General features: G+C 68.0%; 13 protein-coding genes. 6 read left to right on the top strand and 7 right to left on the bottom strand.

From position 1 onward, the window contains the following. Positions 1–64: 64 nt before the first annotated feature. Both A5764_RS28660 and A5764_RS26685 read right to left on the bottom strand, forming a co-directional pair. Positions 65–1,801 carry a hypothetical protein gene (locus A5764_RS28660; protein WP_156664904.1) on the bottom strand — a complete coding sequence of 579 codons (1,737 nt, stop codon included), beginning with the start codon at positions 1,799–1,801 and terminating at the stop codon, positions 65–67. Positions 1,802–2,033: 232 nt separating this feature from the next. Then, on the bottom strand, positions 2,034–2,573 hold the full coding sequence (locus A5764_RS26685) for an IniB N-terminal domain-containing protein (RefSeq protein ID WP_067119833.1): 540 nt from the start codon (positions 2,571–2,573) through the stop codon (positions 2,034–2,036). Positions 2,574–2,748: 175 nt separating this feature from the next. On the opposite strand from A5764_RS26685, the gene iniR reads away from it, so the two are divergent. Then, a complete protein-coding gene (iniR, locus tag A5764_RS26690) occupies positions 2,749–5,148 on the top strand; it encodes an isoniazid response ATPase/transcriptional regulator IniR (protein ID WP_067119836.1) in 2,400 nt (799 codons plus the stop codon). Positions 5,149–5,254: 106 nt separating this feature from the next. After that, positions 5,255–8,146, top strand: a complete 2,892-nt coding sequence (locus tag A5764_RS26695; protein ID WP_067119839.1) for a (Fe-S)-binding protein — start codon at positions 5,255–5,257, stop codon at positions 8,144–8,146. Positions 8,147–8,907: 761 nt separating this feature from the next. Here the strand turns inward: A5764_RS26695 and A5764_RS26700 are convergent. Next, positions 8,908–9,996 (bottom strand): PPE family protein, encoded by a 1,089-nt coding sequence (locus A5764_RS26700; protein WP_067119842.1) that lies wholly within the window; start codon positions 9,994–9,996, stop codon positions 8,908–8,910. Between the two features lie 261 nt (positions 9,997–10,257). Here A5764_RS26700 and A5764_RS26705 point away from each other — a divergent pair, with 261 nt between their 5' ends. The 3 genes from A5764_RS26705 to A5764_RS26715 are packed head-to-tail and all read left to right on the top strand — an operon-like array spanning position 10,258 to position 13,099. Next, on the top strand, positions 10,258–10,476 hold the full coding sequence (locus A5764_RS26705; protein ID WP_156664905.1) for a hypothetical protein: 219 nt from the start codon (positions 10,258–10,260) through the stop codon (positions 10,474–10,476). A gap of 19 nt (positions 10,477–10,495) precedes the next feature. Next, positions 10,496–11,797 carry a pyridoxal phosphate-dependent aminotransferase gene (locus tag A5764_RS26710; protein ID WP_067119848.1) on the top strand — a complete coding sequence of 434 codons (1,302 nt, stop codon included), beginning with the start codon at positions 10,496–10,498 and terminating at the stop codon, positions 11,795–11,797. A gap of 36 nt (positions 11,798–11,833) precedes the next feature. Then, entirely contained in the window at positions 11,834–13,099 is a 1,266-nt protein-coding gene (locus A5764_RS26715) for a YibE/F family protein (RefSeq protein ID WP_067119852.1), read from the top strand. Here the strand turns inward: A5764_RS26715 and rfbA are convergent. From rfbA to A5764_RS26730, 3 genes are read right to left on the bottom strand one after another with little or no spacing between them, the layout of a single operon-like run. Further along, entirely contained in the window at positions 13,050–13,916 is an 867-nt protein-coding gene (rfbA, locus tag A5764_RS26720; RefSeq protein WP_067119855.1) for a glucose-1-phosphate thymidylyltransferase RfbA, read from the bottom strand. The two genes, A5764_RS26715 and rfbA, sit on opposite strands and share 50 nt — an antisense overlap. 12 nt (positions 13,917–13,928) lie before the next feature. Next, positions 13,929–14,297, bottom strand: a complete 369-nt coding sequence (locus A5764_RS26725) for a nuclear transport factor 2 family protein (protein WP_067119858.1) — start codon at positions 14,295–14,297, stop codon at positions 13,929–13,931. 29 nt (positions 14,298–14,326) lie between these two features. Further along, a complete protein-coding gene (locus tag A5764_RS26730) occupies positions 14,327–15,082 on the bottom strand; it encodes a maleylpyruvate isomerase family mycothiol-dependent enzyme (RefSeq protein ID WP_067119860.1) in 756 nt (251 codons plus the stop codon). Between the two features lie 101 nt (positions 15,083–15,183). Between A5764_RS26730 and A5764_RS26735 the strand changes: the two genes are divergently transcribed. Continuing rightward, on the top strand, positions 15,184–16,716 hold the full coding sequence (locus A5764_RS26735; protein WP_067119863.1) for an HNH endonuclease signature motif containing protein: 1,533 nt from the start codon (positions 15,184–15,186) through the stop codon (positions 16,714–16,716). Here A5764_RS26735 and A5764_RS26740 read toward each other — a convergent pair. Continuing rightward, complete coding sequence (locus tag A5764_RS26740; protein ID WP_067119866.1) at positions 16,713–18,038, bottom strand: UDP-glucose/GDP-mannose dehydrogenase family protein; 1,326 nt, start codon at positions 18,036–18,038, stop codon at positions 16,713–16,715. The two genes, A5764_RS26735 and A5764_RS26740, sit on opposite strands and share 4 nt — an antisense overlap. Positions 18,039–18,090 lie beyond the last annotated feature (52 nt).

The following is an 18,090-nucleotide window of genomic DNA, read 5'->3' on the forward strand; positions in this document are numbered from 1 at the left end:
CAACCCCCGCCCCGCCCCCCCCCCCCCCTCTCCGAAGTATCCGGTGCTCTGCTCACAGTCAAGGTCACACACCCAGGCCGGCCTGACCACCAACACCAGCGCCCGCACCCAGGCCGGCCTGACCAGCCAGACCAACCTGACCACCCAGACCAGCGCCGCCACCTAGGCCGGCCTGGCCACCAACACCAGCGCCTGCACCCAGGCCGGCCTGACCGCCAAGACCAGCGCCGCCACCCAACCCGGCCTGACCACCAACACCAGCGCTGCCGCCCAACCCGGCCTGACCAGCCAGACCAACCTGACCGCCCAGTCCAGCACCACCGCCAACACCAGCGCCGACGCCCAACCCCGCCTGACCAGCCAGACCAACCTGACCACCCAGACCGGCCTCACCGCCTAAGCCCGCGCCGCCACCAAAACCGGCTCCACCGGCCAGACCCGCGCGACCGCCGAGAGCAGCGCCCGCACCCAGGCCGACGCCACCGCCGAGGCCGGCTTCACCACCAACACCGGCCTCACCGGCAAGCCCGACACCGCCGCCGAAACCGGCGCGCGCACCTAGGCCGGCGCCGAAACCTGCTTCGCTTGCGAGGCCGACACCACCACCGAAACCGCCGCCTGCACCCAGACCGGCCACTCCACCGAGACCAAAACCCGTCCCAGCGCCCAAACCAGCACCGAAGCCTGCTTGACCGCCCAAACCAAAACCGGCGCCAGCGCCCAGACCCCCGCCTAGCCCAAGACCCAAGCCGGCACCGACCTGAGCACCTAGACCCGCCTGGCCACCCAAACCGAAACCGGTTCCAGCGCCCAGTCCAGCCCCAAGCCCAAGGTTCAAGCCAGCATTGATCTCAGCCCCGAGACCGGCGCCGCCGCCAACACCCAAACCAAGACCCAGGCCGGCGTTGATCTCAGCACCCAAACCGACGCCGCCACCAAGCAGGGGACCCGGGCCGAAGCCGCCCAAGCCCGGCCCGAACCCGGGACCGAAGCCGCCGAAACCAGGGCCACCACCGGGACCGAATCCGCCCCAGTCTGGGCCACAACCCGGCCGGAAGTCGCCCCAACCAGGGCGCGCGTCACCCCAACCCGGGCGGAAATCACCCCAACCAGGGCGCGCGTCACCCCAACCCGGGCGGAAATCACCCCAACCAGGGCGCGCGTCGCCCCAGCCCGGTCGGACGTCCCCCCAACCAGGGCGCGCGTCACCCCAACCCGGGCGGAAATCACCCCAACCCGGCCCGGAGTCCCAACCAGGGCCGAACCCGCCCCAACCAGATCCGAAGCCGGTGCCGAACTCCCCAGTGCCCGGCCCGAAGCCGCCCCACCCGGGCTGCCAGCCCAAACCGCCCTCCGGTCCCACGAATCCTCCGTCGGCGGCGTTCCACAGCCCCGCATCGACGGCATTGACAAGTCCGCCGCCCAAGCCGCCCACGATGGCGCCGCCGTCGCTCAGGACGGCGTCGGTGCCGTACACGACGGGGGCAACGGCGTCGCCCACCAACGCGGCGCCGTCGTCGGCGACCGTGGACACCAGGCTGGGCCCGTACCCGCCATAGGGCTCGTAACCCCCATACGCGGGCGCGTAGCCGTACTGGTCGGTCAGGACCTGCTGCAGGCCGCCGACCGGGTCGCCGCCCAGATCCACTCCGGGCAGCGCGTTGGCCGCCGCGAGCGCAAACTCCTGGGGGGAAGCGTTGACCCCGGCCACACTCATCGACTGCTCGGGACCATTGAGGAACGCTTGGGCCGCTTCGGGGCTGGCAAACAGCGACAGGATGTATCGGATCAGCGCGTCCATGGTCGGTTCCCTTCGAATTCTCTGAAGCCTCTCGCCGGGCGACCGGCGTTTCGATATACACGCTATGCATTTGGGGTCAGCCCGGAATCGGGGTCCGATCCCCCAGACGCTCAGCGACCCTCCGGGGTGGACGGGGTAGTCCCATTAGGGGATTAGGGGGATTTGGGGGACTGGCGTTTGCGCAGCTCAGAGCCATAATTTGGGCATGCTGCGGAGCCTGGAAAGGGAGTGGTCAGCCGTGGATACCGAAGTCGTGGTGGTCGGGATCGACGGTGTGGGAGTGGTCGATCGGGTGCTCCCAGGCACTCAGTTCGTACCCCGGGAAGCCGCCGTGCTCGACGGTGCCGTCGGGCGTCTCCAAGCCTGTGAGCTGCACGGATGGCTCATGCGCGTCCAGTCCCAGCGGCTGCGGATGGATCTGCTCTTCGGCGACCGGCGAGCTGGACGGGTGGGTGATCACGCCGCTCGCCGGGTCATGCGGCTGCACGACCCCCGCGGGGGTGTGCGGGGTGAACGCGTCAAGCGCCGCGGCGGCCGCGCCGCTTGCCCAGACATTGCCGTGCTCGGCGGCGGGCGGTCCGAAACCGGCGCCGGGGGGGCCTGCCATCGATAGCGAGTCCGACACCATGGGAATCAGATTGTTCACGTCGGCGCTGGTCACGCCGGTTAGATGGGCGTCAGCGATCGCCTGCCCGGGGTTGGCGGCGTACCGCGCACCCACGTCGGGGTCCCGCACAACCGCGATCACGAAGTCGAGCAACGAGTTCGCCACCGCTCAACCTCCTCAAAGCGCTCGGCTGGATACCAAGATGCTAATGGCCGGACCCGCCGGTGTGATCGGTGCGCAACCCACCTCTGCTACGGCAGTATTAGGGGGTCCCCTATTAGGGGCTTGTCAAGGTTGCGGGGACGGCTGATCCACCGAGCCGGGAAGGGGAACGCGCGAGATGAGGGAGTCCCCGGCCGATGTCCCGCCGGGTGCGCGTCAGGTGATCCAGGCCCTCGCCGACGCCCCAGCAACGCCGACGAAGTTACTGATCAGCGGTGGCATCGGATCCGGCAAGAGCACCGTTGTCGCGGCGTCCCGCGAGGCGCTGAGACGTGCCGGGCTGAAGGTGCTGGCGCGCCCTCCCCGCGCCGGCGACCCGCCCGACGCGGTGTTGGTGGTCGACGACGCCGAGGCGCTGACCGACGCCGAACTGGTGGCCCTCGCCGACCGCGCCAGCGATCCCGGCGCGACGATCGTGGTGGCCGGGCAGCCCCAGGAGCGGCTGCGGGATCTCACTCTGGCCATCGAGCGGGACGGCCGGCGCATCCCGCTCGGTCCGTTGCCTGCCGACGAGCACCTTGCGTCGTGCACCGCCGGTCTGCCGTTCCTGGTGCACGCGGTGGCCGACGGCAGGCGGCCCCCTGCGCAGGCGGCCAGGTTCGCGCTGATCGAACGATTGCGCCGGCTCGACGAGCCCACCCTGGACACCCTCCTCGTCATGTCGCTGACCCAGGAACTGGGCGCTGCGGATGTGGCTGCGGCACTGGGACTTCCGGCAGCGGAAGCGCGCCGCCTGGTGGATCGGGCGCGCGCCAGCGGACTCGTCGAGCCGTCGCACCCCACCGAGTTCCTGCAGTCGGTGCATGGGGCGGTCACGAACGTCGTCGGCAACGCCCACCACCGCGAGGTGGAAATGGCGCTCTTGCGTGCGCAGCTCGACACGTCAACGCTCGCTGCGGATTTCGCGCTCCAACTCGCCGAACACGGTTTGAAAGACGACGGGCTGGCAGCCATCCTGGGCGAACAGGCGGCGGCGGCACGGGGTGATTCCGTGCGCGCCGCGCGCCTGTACCGGGCGGCGGTCGACGTCGGCGCCGAAGCGCTGCGATCCCGTCTCGCCGACGCGCTGGCCCTCACCGGCGACTGCGCGGCGGCGGCCGCCTTGGCCGACGGCCTGCTCGGCTCGACCGACCCCGACGAACGCGCCGCGTCGGTCCGGATCGCCGCCAGCGTTGCGGCCCAGGACGGCAACGCGAATCAGGCCGCCGCATTGTTCGGCTGGTTGGGACCCCACCCCGATACCATCGTCGGCGCGGCCGCCGCGATCGTGCACACCGCCACAGGCGACGTCGCGGCTGCGCGAGAGGCCTTGCGCCTCAAGGACACCGGCCCACCGACCATGGCTGCCCGCACCGCGCGCGGCCTCGCCGAAGGGCTGCTGCTCACCATGGATCACCCGTATCCGGCGGCGGTGGCCAAACTCGGCCAGGCTTTGGCCACCGAACAGTCGACGGGCGCAGTCCTTCCCGACAGCCCCGCGGCGCTGGTTGCCCTGGCCGCGATCCACGGCGGTGATCCCGTCCGGGCGCGCAGCGTGATCGGCCGAGCCTTGCGCGCCGGCGGCGACCCGCTGTTCGAGCGCCGCCACACCCTGTTGTCGGGATGGATCAAGATGCAGGACGGGCAGCTGCCGGCGGCCGGCGCGGACGCCGCGGCCGTTCATTCCGCCGCCTTGCACCGCCGGGACGCCTTGTGGGCGTCGGCCTTGCAGACCGCGGTCGCCCGTCGCACCGGGGATGCGGGCGCGCTGCAAAAGCATTGGTATACGGCCATGGAAGTGCTCGCGGAGCATTCCGTCGATCTATTCGCGCTGCTCCCGTTGGGAGAACTGTGGGTGGCGGCCGCCCGGATGCGCCAGGTGGACCGGCTGCGGCACAGCCTGGACCAGGCGTTCGAGCTGCTGGAATCGCTGGGCAACCCGGCGTTGTGGTCGGTGCCGCTGCATTGGGCCGGCGTGCACGCGGGGATCCTCGCCAATTCACCGGAGGCCGTCGCACCGCACGGGCAGGCCCTCGGCGCGGCGGCGGCCGAGAGCACCCTCGCGCGGGCGCTGTCCGGGGCGGGCCGGACGTGGCTCAGGGTGCTGGCCGATCAGGTCGACGTCGACGAGGTCACCGCTGCGGCGAGGTCTTTGTCGGACGTCGGCCTCACCTCCGACGCGACCCGGCTGGCCGGCCAGGCCGCGCTGCAGGCGCCCGACGGCCGGGTGTCGGCGGCCATGCTGCAACTCGGCCGCGACCTCAAGCTGGGTGCCGGTCCCGCCGAGGCGCCCGCCGCACCGGCGATCCCTTCCGCGGCGCCACACCAACCGCCGGCGGGGTCACCGCTGTCGGATCGGGAACGCGAAGTCGCGGAGCTGCTGCTGTTGGGCATGCCCTACCGCGACATCGGTGGCCAGCTGTTCATCTCGGCGAAGACGGTCGAGCACCACGTCGCCCGGATCCGTCGGCGGCTGGGCGCCGGCTCGCGGTCGGAGATGTTGTCCATGCTGCGCGCCATGCTGGTCCCGGAGGGCTAGTTAGGGGAACCTATCTCGCACACAGACGCGCGAAGATGTAACTATGAGCAGGCCCTAAGCAGGCAAAAAGCATTCCGCGAGTAACTACGCATTGGGGAGATCTTCTGTGACCACGCAGATGCTCATCAGACTGATAGTGGGCATGGGCATGACGCTCGTCGTGCTCGCCTTCGCCGCGCGGCGGGTCCTGTTCCTGTTCAAACTGGTCACCTCCGGAAAGCCGGCCCCCGGGCACACCGACGACGTCGGCAGGCGGGTCTGGACGGAGATCGCCGAGGTCTTCGGGCAGCGCCGGCTGCTGAAGTGGTCGATCCCCGGCCTGGCGCACTTCTTCACCATGTGGGGCTTTTTCATCCTGCTCACGGTCTACATCGAGGCCTACGGGCTGCTCTTCCAGGACAACTTCCACATCCCGGTCATCGGCCGGTGGGAGGTGCTCGGCTTCCTGCAGGACTTCTTCGCGACCGCCGTCTTCCTCGGGATCACCACCTTCGCGATCATCCGGCTGACGCGCAGCCCCCGCGAGATCGGCCGCTCGTCGCGGTTCTACGGCTCACACACCGGCGGCGCCTGGCTGGTGCTGTTCATGATCTTCAACGTCATCTTGACCTACGTGTTCGTCCGCGGGTCCGCGGTGAACAACGGCACGCTGCCCTACGGCAAAGGCGCGTTCCTGTCGCAGCTGTTCGGCGTCATCCTGCGCCCGCTCGGCCAGCCCGCCAACGAGATCATCGAGACGACGGCCCTGCTGCTGCACATCGCAGTCATGCTGGCGTTCCTGATCATCGTGCTGCACTCCAAGCACCTGCACATCTTCACGGCGCCGATCAACGTCATCTTCAAACGGCTGCCCGACGGGCTGGGCCCGCTGCTCCCCATTGAGGCGGACGGCAAGCCGATCGACTTCGACAACCCGCCCGACGACGCCGAATTCGGCCGCGGCAAGGTCGAGGACTTCAGCTGGAAGGCGATGCTCGACTTCGCGACCTGCACCGAGTGCGGGCGTTGCCAGTCGCAATGCCCGGCCTGGAACACCGGCAAGCCGCTGTCGCCAAAGCTCGTCATCATGGACCTGCGCGACCACTGGATGGCCAAGGCGCCCTACATCCTGGGGAGCAAGGAATCCCCCGACGAGAACACTCCCGAGGGCGGGCTCGGCGAGGAGCTGTCCGGCGAGAAGCACGCCGAGCAGCACCACGTCCCAGAGTCGGGCTTCGGCCGGGTAATGGGCTCCGGGCCCGAGCAGGCGACGCGCCCCCTGGTCGGCACCGTCGAACAGGGCGGCGTCATCGACCCCGACGTGCTGTGGTCGTGTGTGACCTGCGGGGCGTGTGTCGAGCAGTGCCCGGTGGACATTGAACACATCGATCACATCGTGGATATGCGCCGCTACCAGGTGATGATGGAATCGGAGTTCCCCTCCGAGCTGTCGGTGCTCTTCAAAAACCTTGAAACTAAAGCCAATCCGTGGGGCCAGAACGCCTCCGACCGCACCAACTGGATTGGCGAGGTCGACTTCGACGTGCCGGTTTACGGCGAGGACGTCGACAGCTTCGACGGGTTCGAGTACCTGTTCTGGGTGGGTTGTGCGGGCGCCTACGACGACAAGGCGAAAAAGACCACCAAGGCCGTCGCCGAGCTGCTCGCCATCGCCGGCGTGAAATACCTGGTGCTGGGGACGGGCGAAACCTGCAACGGCGACTCGGCGCGCCGGTCGGGCAACGAGTTCTTGTTCCAGCAACTGGCCCAGCAGGCCGTCGAGACCCTGGACGGGGTGTTCGAGGGCGTGGAGACCGTCGACCGCAAGATCGTCGTCACCTGCCCGCACTGCTTCAACACCCTGGGTCGCGAATACCGGCAGCTGGGCGCCAACTACACCGTGCTGCACCACACCCAGCTGCTCAACCGGCTGGTGCGCGACAAGAAGCTGGTGCCCGTCACCCCCGTTTCTCAGGACATCACCTACCACGACCCGTGCTATCTGGGCCGGCACAACAAGGTGTACGAGGCGCCGCGGGAGCTGATCGGCGCCGCCGGTGCCACCCTCACCGAGATGCCGCGGCACGCCGAGCGCAGCTTCTGCTGCGGCGCCGGCGGCGCCAGGATGTGGATGGAAGAGCACATCGGCAAGCGGATCAACCACGAGCGCGTCGACGAGGCGCTGGCCACCAACGCCGCCACGATCGCCACCGCATGCCCGTTCTGCCGCGTGATGGTCACCGACGGCGTCAACGACCGGCAGGAAGAGGCCGGCCGCAGCGGCGTCGAGGTGCTTGACGTGGCCCAGGTGTTGCTCGGCTCGATCGAGTACGACAAGGCGACGCTGCCCGAGAAGGGCACGGCCGCAAAGGAAGCCGAGCAACGCGCCGCGAAGGCGCCCAAGGCGACGGCCGCACCCGCTGAGGCTCCCGCGGCACCGGCGAAGGCCGAGCCCGCCAAGCAGGCCGAGCCGGAGAAGGCCGCCAAGGTGGCCGCGCCGCCGGCCAAGGGGCTGGGCATCGCCGGCGGGGCCAAGAGACCGGGCGCCAAGAAGGCCGCACCGGCGGCGAAGGCGACCGAGGCGCCGGCAGAGACACCGGCCGACGAGGCCAAGGCCCCCGCCACGCCCGTAAAGGGGCTGGGCATTGCCGGGGGCGCCAAGCGACCCGGCGCCAAGAAGGCGGCGCCCCCAGCGGCAGCGGAAAAAACAGCAGCTCCGGCAGCCGAGGCGCCAGCCGAACCGGCACCGGCTGCTGAAACCAGGACGGAAGCCGCGGCACCCGCTGCCCCCGTAAAGGGCCTGGGGATCGCGGCCGGCGCCAAGCGACCCGGGGCCAAAAGGACCGCACCCGCCGCCAAGGCAACCGAGGCCCCGGCCGAGCAGCCACCCGAGGCCACAGCGGAGCCCGAGCAAAAGCCGGAGCCGTCCCCGCAGCCCGACGGCGACGCGGCCCCGCCGGCGGCACCTGTTAAGGGCCTGGGCATCGCGCGGGGTGCCCGCCCGCCGGGCAAACGCTGATCACAGTTTGAGGTCTGCCAGCAAAGTTCAATGGACAGCGATGGCGCCGTAGGTGACGGGAGTACCGCCATCTGATTTTTCTGGTGGGGGTTGCTGTTGTTGTGGCACAGGGTTTTCAGGGTGGTGTGCGTTGTTGAGATCCTTTGTGTTGCAATGGATCTCGATCGATGCGATGAGCGATCTGGCAAACCTGGGGAAAGGCACTCTGCCACCACCAGCAGGGTCTCCCGGGCCACAAGACAGGCCCACGTTGGCGACGATGGCCCGGCCGGCTGGGATCAGTTGCGCTGTGAGCGGCGTTGTTAAGTGCGACACTGTGTCGGTGCCGACAACGACGTGGTCACTAGGGGGTGACGAAAGGAAGAACTGATGAAGAGGGCGATAATCGCCGTTTCGGCGGCAGCAGCGATAACACTGGCACCCCTCTTCGTTCCACCAGCACAAGCGCACGCCGACGATCCGTGTGTCAGCATCACCGATCCCGCCGCCCACCAGGCTTGTACTAACGGATTCCTGCCCCACGACCCCACGCGCAGATATCTTCTGCGCGATTGCGAGGGGGCGAGCCCCCTTGACGGACAGGTGGGCCAAATTTGTGGGTAACTTCTAGCGCCGAAACTCTGCGCCCCTGGACAAACACAGGGGCTAGATAACACTGCTACTTCCAAAGTCGTGCGCAAAAAGGTGCCGCGGCCTTTGGCTCGTCCGGTTGGTCCTCTGCTGAGATTCGCGCCCCCTACCCGGCCTGGTGGTCCTTCGTCTCATCCGCCCGCCGGAGGTCGCCGCATGATGGTGCCGAAGATCGGCGGTCCATAGCCTTTCTCTGCCGGCTTATCCTGCTGGGCCTTACGGGCGCCCGGCGGCATCGGCGGGACGAACATCGGGACCAGTGGAGCGCCGTCAGCTGCCGTTGCCATCAACGGCGCCTCTGCGGCAGAAAGCTGGATCGGGGAGGTGACCGCCGAAGGCGGGACCACAAGGTTGCCGACGTACATTCCCTTGCCCAGCGAAGCGGTGACAGAAGTCTCAGCGGCGGGCGCATAGGCAGCGGCAGCGTAGAGGTTGGGAACCCCTCCCACGGCCTCGGGACCGGTGAGGTTGTAGGCAATGGCCAGATTGCGGGGGGTGGCGGCCAGGACGTCCGGGTACTGACCGGGGAAGAAATCGTGGCCGCCCGTGAACACGTTTACAAAGGACTGCGGGTTAAAGAGACCGCTGCCGATCACGCTTTGCAGATAGCCGTTGACAGTCTGAACGAACGGATTGTCGAAGATACCGGCCTGAGCGGGCGCTGCCGCCGCGGTCACTGCGGCCGTTTGGGCCGCGGTGGCGGTCGGAGTGGTCATCGGGGATGGGGGGTTAAACGTGGGCATCGCCATGGTCTGCAGGCTGGTTGCGTGATAGCCCAGCATGGCGGTCGTGTTGTCCGCCCACATCTGCATGTACTGGACCTCGGTGGCGGCGATGGCGGGCAAGTTGATGCCGAAGAAGTTTGTTGCGAGCAGATCAGCCAGCAGCGTGCGGTTGGCAGTGACCACGCTGGGATGCACTACAGCACTCTGGGTGGCGACGAATGAGCTGGCCATGGTGGTAGCCGCCATCGACATCTGAGCGGCCTGGACTGCGGTGCTGTGTAGCCAGGCGATGTAGGGAACGGTAGACAGGGTCATCGCCCTCGCTGATGGTCCCTGCCAGGGAATGCCCGCCGCGGTGGAGGCGTAGTCAGCGGCGGTCTGTCCCAGCTCGGTCACCAGCTGTCGCCAGGCGTTGGCAGCGGTGAGCCACGATCCGGGCCCCGGCCCTGAATGAATCAGTGCTGATGTGATCTCGGGAGGAGCCCAGAAGTCCACGGCTACCCCGTCAAAGCTCCGAGTCGAGTCTCGATGCCCCCCATGCGGGGCCTCCCCTTTCGGTCAAGTTCGCGTATGGCGACGTGGCCCGATTCGTCGAAAGGAGCGTAAAAGCTTCCATATTGACTCACCAAGGAAAAGCGAAAAGGGAAGTGGTCAGTTTGAATAATCGAGTAGGGCGGCGATGTCGCGGTAGGTGCACCCGCGGTCGGTGACGCCAGCGCCCATCGCGGGGTGGTCTTGCGGCCACCGTTGTCCCTGATGAGCGTTGCTGGGGCCGGTTTCAAACTGACCCACTACCGCGGAAATTCCTCCGTCGAGGTGCGGGTTTCGTGCAACGACCTTTCGCAGTTGCCATGCCGGGTCGCCGCGCGAGCCGAGCTGCGGCACCCGGTTCGCGTACCGCCGGCGAGCGGGCAAGGCCTGGGTATCGAGCGCAGCGCCCGCCCGCCCGCCGGGCAAACGTTGATCACAGATTGAGGTCTGTCAGCAAATTCAATTGGACAACAATGGCACCATAGGTGACGTGACTACTCACCAGCTGCCGGTGCACGGTTCCGGTTTCCAAGTCGGCCATCACCGGCAGCGGGCCTTCGCGCAGTCGTCGAAACTGCAGGACGTCCTGTACGAGATCCGCGGCCCGGTGCACCAGCATGCCGCGCGGCTGGAGGCCGAAGGCCACCGCATCCTGAAGCTCAACATCGGCAACCCGGCGCCGTTCGGCTTCGAGGCGCCCGACGTGATCATGCGCGACATGATCCAGGCCCTGCCGTACGCGCAGGGCTATTCCGACTCGCAGGGCATCCTGTCCGCCCGGCGTGCGGTGGTCACCCGCTACGAGTTGGTCGACGGCTTTCCCCGGTTCGACGTTGACGACGTGTACCTGGGCAACGGGGTATCCGAGCTCATCACGATGACGCTGCAGGCCCTGCTCGATAACGGCGACCAGGTGCTGATCCCGTCGCCGGACTACCCGCTGTGGACCGCGTCGACCTCCCTGGCGGGCGGCACCCCCGTGCATTACCTGTGCGACGAGACCCAGAACTGGCAGCCCGACATCGCCGACCTGGAGTCCAAGATCACCGAGCGCACCAAGGCGCTGGTCGTGATCAACCCGAACAACCCGACCGGCGCGGTCTACAGCCGCGAAGTCCTCAGGCAGATGGTCGATCTGGCGCGCAAGCATCAGCTACTGCTTCTTGCCGACGAGATCTACGACAAGATCCTCTACGACGACGCCAAGCACATCAACGTGGCGTCGCTGGCGCCGGACATGTTGTGCCTGACCTTCAACGGCCTGTCGAAGGCCTACCGCGTAGCCGGTTATCGGGCCGGCTGGCTGGCGATCACCGGGCCCAAGGACCACGCCGGCAGTTTCATCGAGGGCGTCAGCCTGCTGGCGAACATGCGTCTGTGCCCGAATGTGCCTGCGCAGCATGCCATTCAGGTCGCCCTCGGCGGTCACCAGAGCATCGAAGACCTGGTGCTTCCCGGTGGGCGGCTGCTCGAGCAGCGCGACGTCGCGTGGACCAAACTCAACGAGATCCCCGGGGTGTCCTGCGTCAAACCGGAGGGCGCGCTCTACACGTTTCCCCGCTTGGACCCTGAGGTCTACGAGGTCGAAGACGACGAGCAACTCGTCCTCGATCTGCTGTTGTCCGAGAAGATCCTGGTCACCCAGGGCACCGGATTCAATTGGCCCGAGCCGGATCACCTGCGCATCGTCACCCTGCCGTGGTCGCGCGACCTCGCCGCGGCGATCGAGCGGCTGGGCAACTTCCTCAGCAGCTATCGACAGTAAGGAAGTTCGCAGGCACCGCCCTCTACCCTCGACCGGGTGGCCCACTCACACTCGCACAACCTGTCGTCCGGCCCGTCGCCGCTGGATCCGCTGCCCGCCAAGATCGTGGTCGGGCTGCTGGTTGCCATCGGTGTGGCCGTGATAGCCGGTGCGGTACTGCTGTGGCCGAGCCGCCAGCACGTTGACATCCCGATGCCGTTCCAGAACGCGGCCGGCGGCGCCGTGAGCACGGTGAGCGGGCATGTCCTCTCCAGCGGGCTGAGCGACTGCGGCAGCCCGTCGGCGGGTCAGGTGCTCACCACCGGGCCGCAGCCGGCCATCCCCGGGGCCGGGCAGTGCGTAGAAACCGTCGTCGGAATCGACTCCGGACCGAACGCGGGCGCCAAGACGCTCCTGGAGTCCTCCCCGGGCCCGGGCCAGCCGAAATTCGCGGCGGGAGACCACATCCGGCTCGTGCGGCAGGTCGACGACCAAGGCGCCACCAGCTACGCGTTCTACGATTTCGAACGTGGCTGGCCGCTGGTCGGGCTCGCCATCGCCTTCGCGGTGGTGATCGTCGCGGTGGCCCGCTGGCGTGGGCTATTGGCGCTGGTCGGCATCGTCGTCGCGTTCGCCGTGCTGGTGGTGTTTTTGCTGCCGGCGCTGCGCGACGGCGCACCCGCGATACCGGTGGCACTGGTGGCCTCGGCGGCCATCCTCTACGCGGTGATCTACCTCGCGCACGGCGTGAACCTGCGCACCAGTGCCGCCCTGCTGGGCACCCTGTCGGCGCTGCTGCTGGCCACGGGATTGTCCTGGGCGGCAATCGAATTGACGCACCTGACGGGGCTGTCGGACGAACAGAACAACGCGGTCAGCGCGTATCTGGGCAGCGTGTCCATCAGCGGCCTGCTGCTGGCCGGGTTCATCATCGGGTCGCTGGGGGTGCTCAACGACGTGACCGTGACGCAGGCGTCGACGGTGTTCGAGCTCGCCCATCTGGGGGGCTCACGGCGGGCCATCTTCCTGGGCGCGATCCGGGTGGGGCGCGATCACATCGCGAGCACCGTGTACACGCTGGTGCTGGCCTACGCCGGCAGTTCGCTCCCGCTGCTGTTGCTGTTCAGCGTCGCCAATCGCTCGCTCGGCGACGTGCTGATGAGCGAGAGCGTGGCCATCGAACTCGTGCGCTCCGCCGTGGGCGGCATCGCGCTGGCCCTGTCGGTGCCGCTGACGACGGCGATCGCCGCCGTGCTGGCCACGCCCGCCGAAATCAGCCCCGCTCCAACAACTCCAGCAGGTAGCCACCGTAGCCTGACTTGACCAAGGTGTGCGCTCGCGAGGCCATCTCCTCGTCGGTGATCCAGCCCTGGCGCCACGCGATTTCCTCGGGGACGCTGACCTTCAGCCCCTGCCGCCGTTCCAGCGTGCGGACGTAGTCGCTGGCGTCCAGCAGCGAGTCGAACGTGCCGGTGTCCAGCCAAGCCGTCCCGCGGGCCATCACCTCGACATTGAGACGGCCCCGGTTGAGGTAAATCTGGTTGACCTCGGTGATCTCGTACTCGCCGCGCGCGGACTTCTTCAAGTTCTTGGCGATTTCGATCACATCGTTGTCGTAGAAGTACAGGCCCGGCACCGCATACTGAGACTTCGGCGTGGCCGGCTTCTCCTCCAGCGACAGCGCCATGCCGTCGTCGCTGAACTCCACGACGCCGTAGGCCGACGGGTTGGCCACCCAATAGGCGAAAATCGCGCCCCCGTCGATGGTTTGGAAGCGGCTCAGGCTGGTGCCCAGGCCCGGCCCGTAGAAAATGTTGTCCCCCAACACCAAAGCCGCCGAATCGTTGCCCAGGTGGTCGGCGCCGAGCACGAAAGCCTGCGCCAGACCCTCGGGCTGCTGTTGCTGCACATAGGTGAGGTTGAGACCGAAGTGCGAGCCGTCACCGAGGAGTCGCTGGAAGCCGGCGGCGTCATGGGGGGTGGTGATCACCAGGATGTCGCGGATCCCGGCCATCATCAGCGTGGACAGCGGGTAGTACACCATCGGCTTGTCGTAAACCGGGAGCAACTGCTTGCTGATGCCGATGGTGATCGGATGGAGACGGGTGCCCGACCCGCCCGCCAGGATGATTCCACGCATGAATGCCCTCTCCTAATTGACGAGGTCGGCCTCGGTGAGTTCGGTTGCCGCCAGCGCCGACGCCAAGTTGTCGTGCCGGAAGACCGAGGTGACATGATCGCGAACCACCCGGAACGCCGACGCGGCGTCCGTGACGGCCCCGCCTGGCGTGCTGACCTTCTGTTCGACGACCACCACGCCGTCGTGCACATACATGCGGCCCAGCTCGGCCGTGCCTTCGAGGGCGGCGGCCCACCTGCGCAGCGCCTCGTGGCCCTGGGCGGCCCCATGAGCGTCGCCGATCTCGATGTCGTCGCTGGACAAGGCCACCAAGGTTTCCATGTCGGCAGCGTTGAGCGCGTCGTGCCACGCCAGGACGGTGGCGATCTCCGATGTGGTCATGGTCAGCAAGGTACCGTGTCGCGGCTGGCTTAAAAGGGGGTACGGTCCAGCCAGTTCTGCCACACGGTCTGGTCGCCGAACAGCTCGATACCGGTGTCGGCCAGCGGCACGCGGCGCGTCACCGCCAAAAGGAGTTCGGCGGCGGCGCCGCGCAAGGCGACGCTCCCCTTGCCGTGCTGGTGCGACCAGGCGATCCGGCCCTCGTCCACGGCGAGGTTCCATTCGCCGGCTTCCCCGAGTCCTGGATCGGTGGCGTGCAGGTGCACGGTGTTGCCGTCCTCGAGCGGCAGCGGCGCTCCCTCACTCCCGGCCTGAATCGCTACTCGCTCAAGCCATTCCGTGAGGCCGTCGGCGGCTATCGTCGGGTCCAGCGTGAACTCGGCGCCGATCGCGAGGGCGGCATCGGCGCGGTGCACCGCCGCTTCGTGCAGCCTGCGCCGGATCCACCAGTTGGCCGGGCGCGGCCCGAGGAAGGTCCACACCGGCGTCTCCACGCCCGTCAGCTCGACGGCGTCGACCAGCCGCCGCGCGCCGCCATGCAGCCAGGAGATCGCGTCGGCGGGATCCGGTGGCGGCTTGCCACCCTCGACGGTGCGGGGATCGAGCATGTGGTCGAGGCGGTCGCGCACGATCTGGGCCGCCCAGCGATCGCCGCGGCCGACGTGGCGCAACAACTGGGTGAGTGTCCAGCCCGGGCACGTCGGTACCGGTGTGGATCCGTCGGCGTCGCGGAAAAGCTCCGCGAAAGCGCTGTTCTCGGCGAGGAATGCGGTGGCATAGTCCACGCGGTCAGGCTACCCGGCGAGTTATCCACAGTTGGAAGTTCATCCACAATCTGGCTCTAGGATGCGGCACTTTCACGCAGCCACTGGCTACTCTCGAACATATGTGCGATTCCCAGTTGCCAACCACCGAGTCGCTGGCGCGTGCCGACGACGCGGCGGTGGTGTCTGCGATCGCGGAGTGCGCCCGCGCGGAGGCAGCCGCCGGGGCCCGGCGGCTGGCGGCCATCGCCGAGTTGGTGCGCCGCCACGCCGACGGTCCCACCGACTGTGCGCATTGGTCTTGTGATAATTGGGACGCGATGACCGCCGAAGTCGCAGCCGCCCAAGGGATTAGCCACGCCATGGCCTCGGGCCAGATGTATTTGGCGGTGGCGCTGCGCGACCGGCTGCCCCGGGTAGGGGCCCTGTTCTCCGAGGGCGCCATCAGCGCTCGGCTGGCCAGTGCCATCGTGTGGCACACCGACCTGATCAAAGACCCTGACGCAATGCAGCGGGTCGACGAGATGCTGGCCGACGCCGCAACGAGACTGGGTGCGCTGTCGGTCACCAAGACCGCCCAGGCCATCGACGCCATCGTTGACCGCCATGATCCCGCGGCGGTGCGCCGCGCCCGTGCCGCCGCGCGAGGCCGCGACGTGGTTATCACGCCAGGGAACGACCAGTCAGGCACCGCACACTTGTGGGGATCGATGTTCGCCACCGATGCGGCCATTTTGGACCGCAGGCTGACGCAGATGGCCCACGAGGTATGTGATGACGATCCGCGCACCATCGCCCAACGCCGCGCCGACGCGCTGGGTGCCCTGGGTGCCGGCGCCGACCGGCTTGCTTGTGGCTGCGGACACGCTGATTGCCCGGCGAGCAGACAGGCCGACGAGCGGGCGACCAACGTGATCATCCATGTCGTCGCTCACGAGGACACGCTGGAGGCCGAGCCGGACCCGCACACCTCCGGGGAGCGCGCGCCGCGGCCCATCACGCCGGACATGACCCTGGCCGACGTGCTGGCCCCCGACCCCGAACCCGACCTCCCGACCGAACGCAAACCCGCGGCCCACCACAGCGGCGGCACCATACCGGCCCCGAAGGTGGCCGAGCTGATCCGCAACGGCGCCAAAGTCCGACAGCTGCGCCATCCGGGGAACGCGCCACCCGAGCCCGGGTACCGCCCCTCGGCCGAACTCGAGCGCTTTGTCCGCTGTCGCGATATGACCTGTCGGTTCCCTGGCTGCGACCGCCCCGCCGAGTTCGCCGACATCGACCACACCAACCCCTACCCCATCGGGCCAACGCACGCGTCAAACCTGAAATGCCTGTGCCGAAAACACCATCTGCTCAAGACTTTTTGGCCAAAATGGCACGACGAGCAACACCCAGACGGCACCGTCGTGTGGACCTCGCCTACCGGACGGCGATATGTGACCCGGCCGGGCAGCCGGCTGCTGTTCCCCACCCTGTGCTTGCCAACCGGCGAATTACCCACTGTCGCAATGGGACAGCCACCATCTGCGCAGCGGGGGCTGATGATGCCGACCCGCCGCCGAACCCGAGAACAAGACCGCACCCGCCGCATCGACGCCGAACGCGCGCTCAACGCCGAACCGGTCGCCGAACGCAGACCGCCGCCCTGCTAGGGCCGCGGCGCCCCCAGCCGGTACACCCGCCACCCGGCCTGCCGCCAGCGGGCGGCGTCAAGGCAGTTGCGGCCGTCGACGATGACCCGCGCGCGTACCCGATCGGCCAGGTCGTCCGGGTCGAGCTCGATGAACTGCCGCCACTCGGTCAGCACCAGCACCGCATCGGCGCGCTCGCAGGCCTCTTCGACCGAAACCGCGTAGTTCAGCGTCGGGAACAGCCGCTGCGCGTTGTCCAGTGCCTTGGGGTCATACACGTTGACCGCGGCCCCGTTGAGCTGAAGTTGGCCCGCGACGTTGAGCGCGGGCGAGTCACGCACATCGTCGGATTCGGGTTTGAACGCCGCACCCAGGACGGCGATGTTGGCGCCCAGCAGCGAGCCGCCGCATGCGGTGGTGGCCAGCTCGACCATCCGGGTGCGCCGGCGCATGTTGATGCTGTCCACCTCGCGCAGGAACGTCAGCGCCTGGTCGGCTCCCAGCTCGCCGGCGCGGGCCATGAACGCGCGGATGTCCTTGGGCAGGCATCCGCCGCCGAAACCCAAACCGGCATTGAGGAATTGGCGACCGATCCGCGGGTCGTACCCGAGGGCGTCGGCCAGCACGCTGACGTCAGCGCCCGCGGCCTCGCACACCTCGGAGATGGCGTTGATGAACGAAATCTTGGTCGCCAGAAAGGCATTGGCGGAAACCTTGACCAACTCCGCGGTCTGCAGGTCCGTCACCAGGAACGGCACACCTGCGTCCAGCAGCGGGCCGTACAGTTCTCGGACCGCCGCCTCGGCGCGCGTCGAACCCTGTTGGATGCCGAGCACGATGCGATCCGGGTGCAGGGTGTCGTGCACAGCGTAGCCCTCGCGCAAAAACTCCGGATTCCAGGCGATTTCGACGTCGACTTCGTGCGGCGCCAGCGCGGCCGCCCGGTGATTCAGCTCGGCCGCGGTGCCCACCGGGACCGTCGACTTGCCGACGAGCACCGACGGCCTGGTCAGCCGCGGCACCAGCGCATCGATGACCGCGTGCACGTGGCACAGGTCGGCGCCGTATTCGCCCTTCTTTTGCGGCGTTCCGACGCCCAGAAAGTGAACGTCGGCGAAGTCGGCCGCCATTTCGTAGTCAGTGGTGAACCGCAGCCGTCCGGCAGCGAGATTGTCGGTCAACAACTTTCGCAGGCCGGGCTCGTAGAACGGAACATCACCGCCGGCCAGCTTGGCGACTTTGCCCGCGTCGATATCGACCCCCACGACGTCGTGTCCCAGTTCCGCCATCCCGACGGCGTGGGTGGCACCGAGGTAACCGGTGCCAAATACGGTGCATCGCATACAACCGGTGTATGTGGTCGCGATGAGCTAACTGCATCGCTGTGCTGATCGG

Source organism: Mycobacterium sp. 852002-51057_SCH5723018 (assembly GCF_001667035.1).
Taxonomy (GTDB): Bacteria; Actinomycetota; Actinomycetes; order Mycobacteriales; family Mycobacteriaceae; genus Mycobacterium.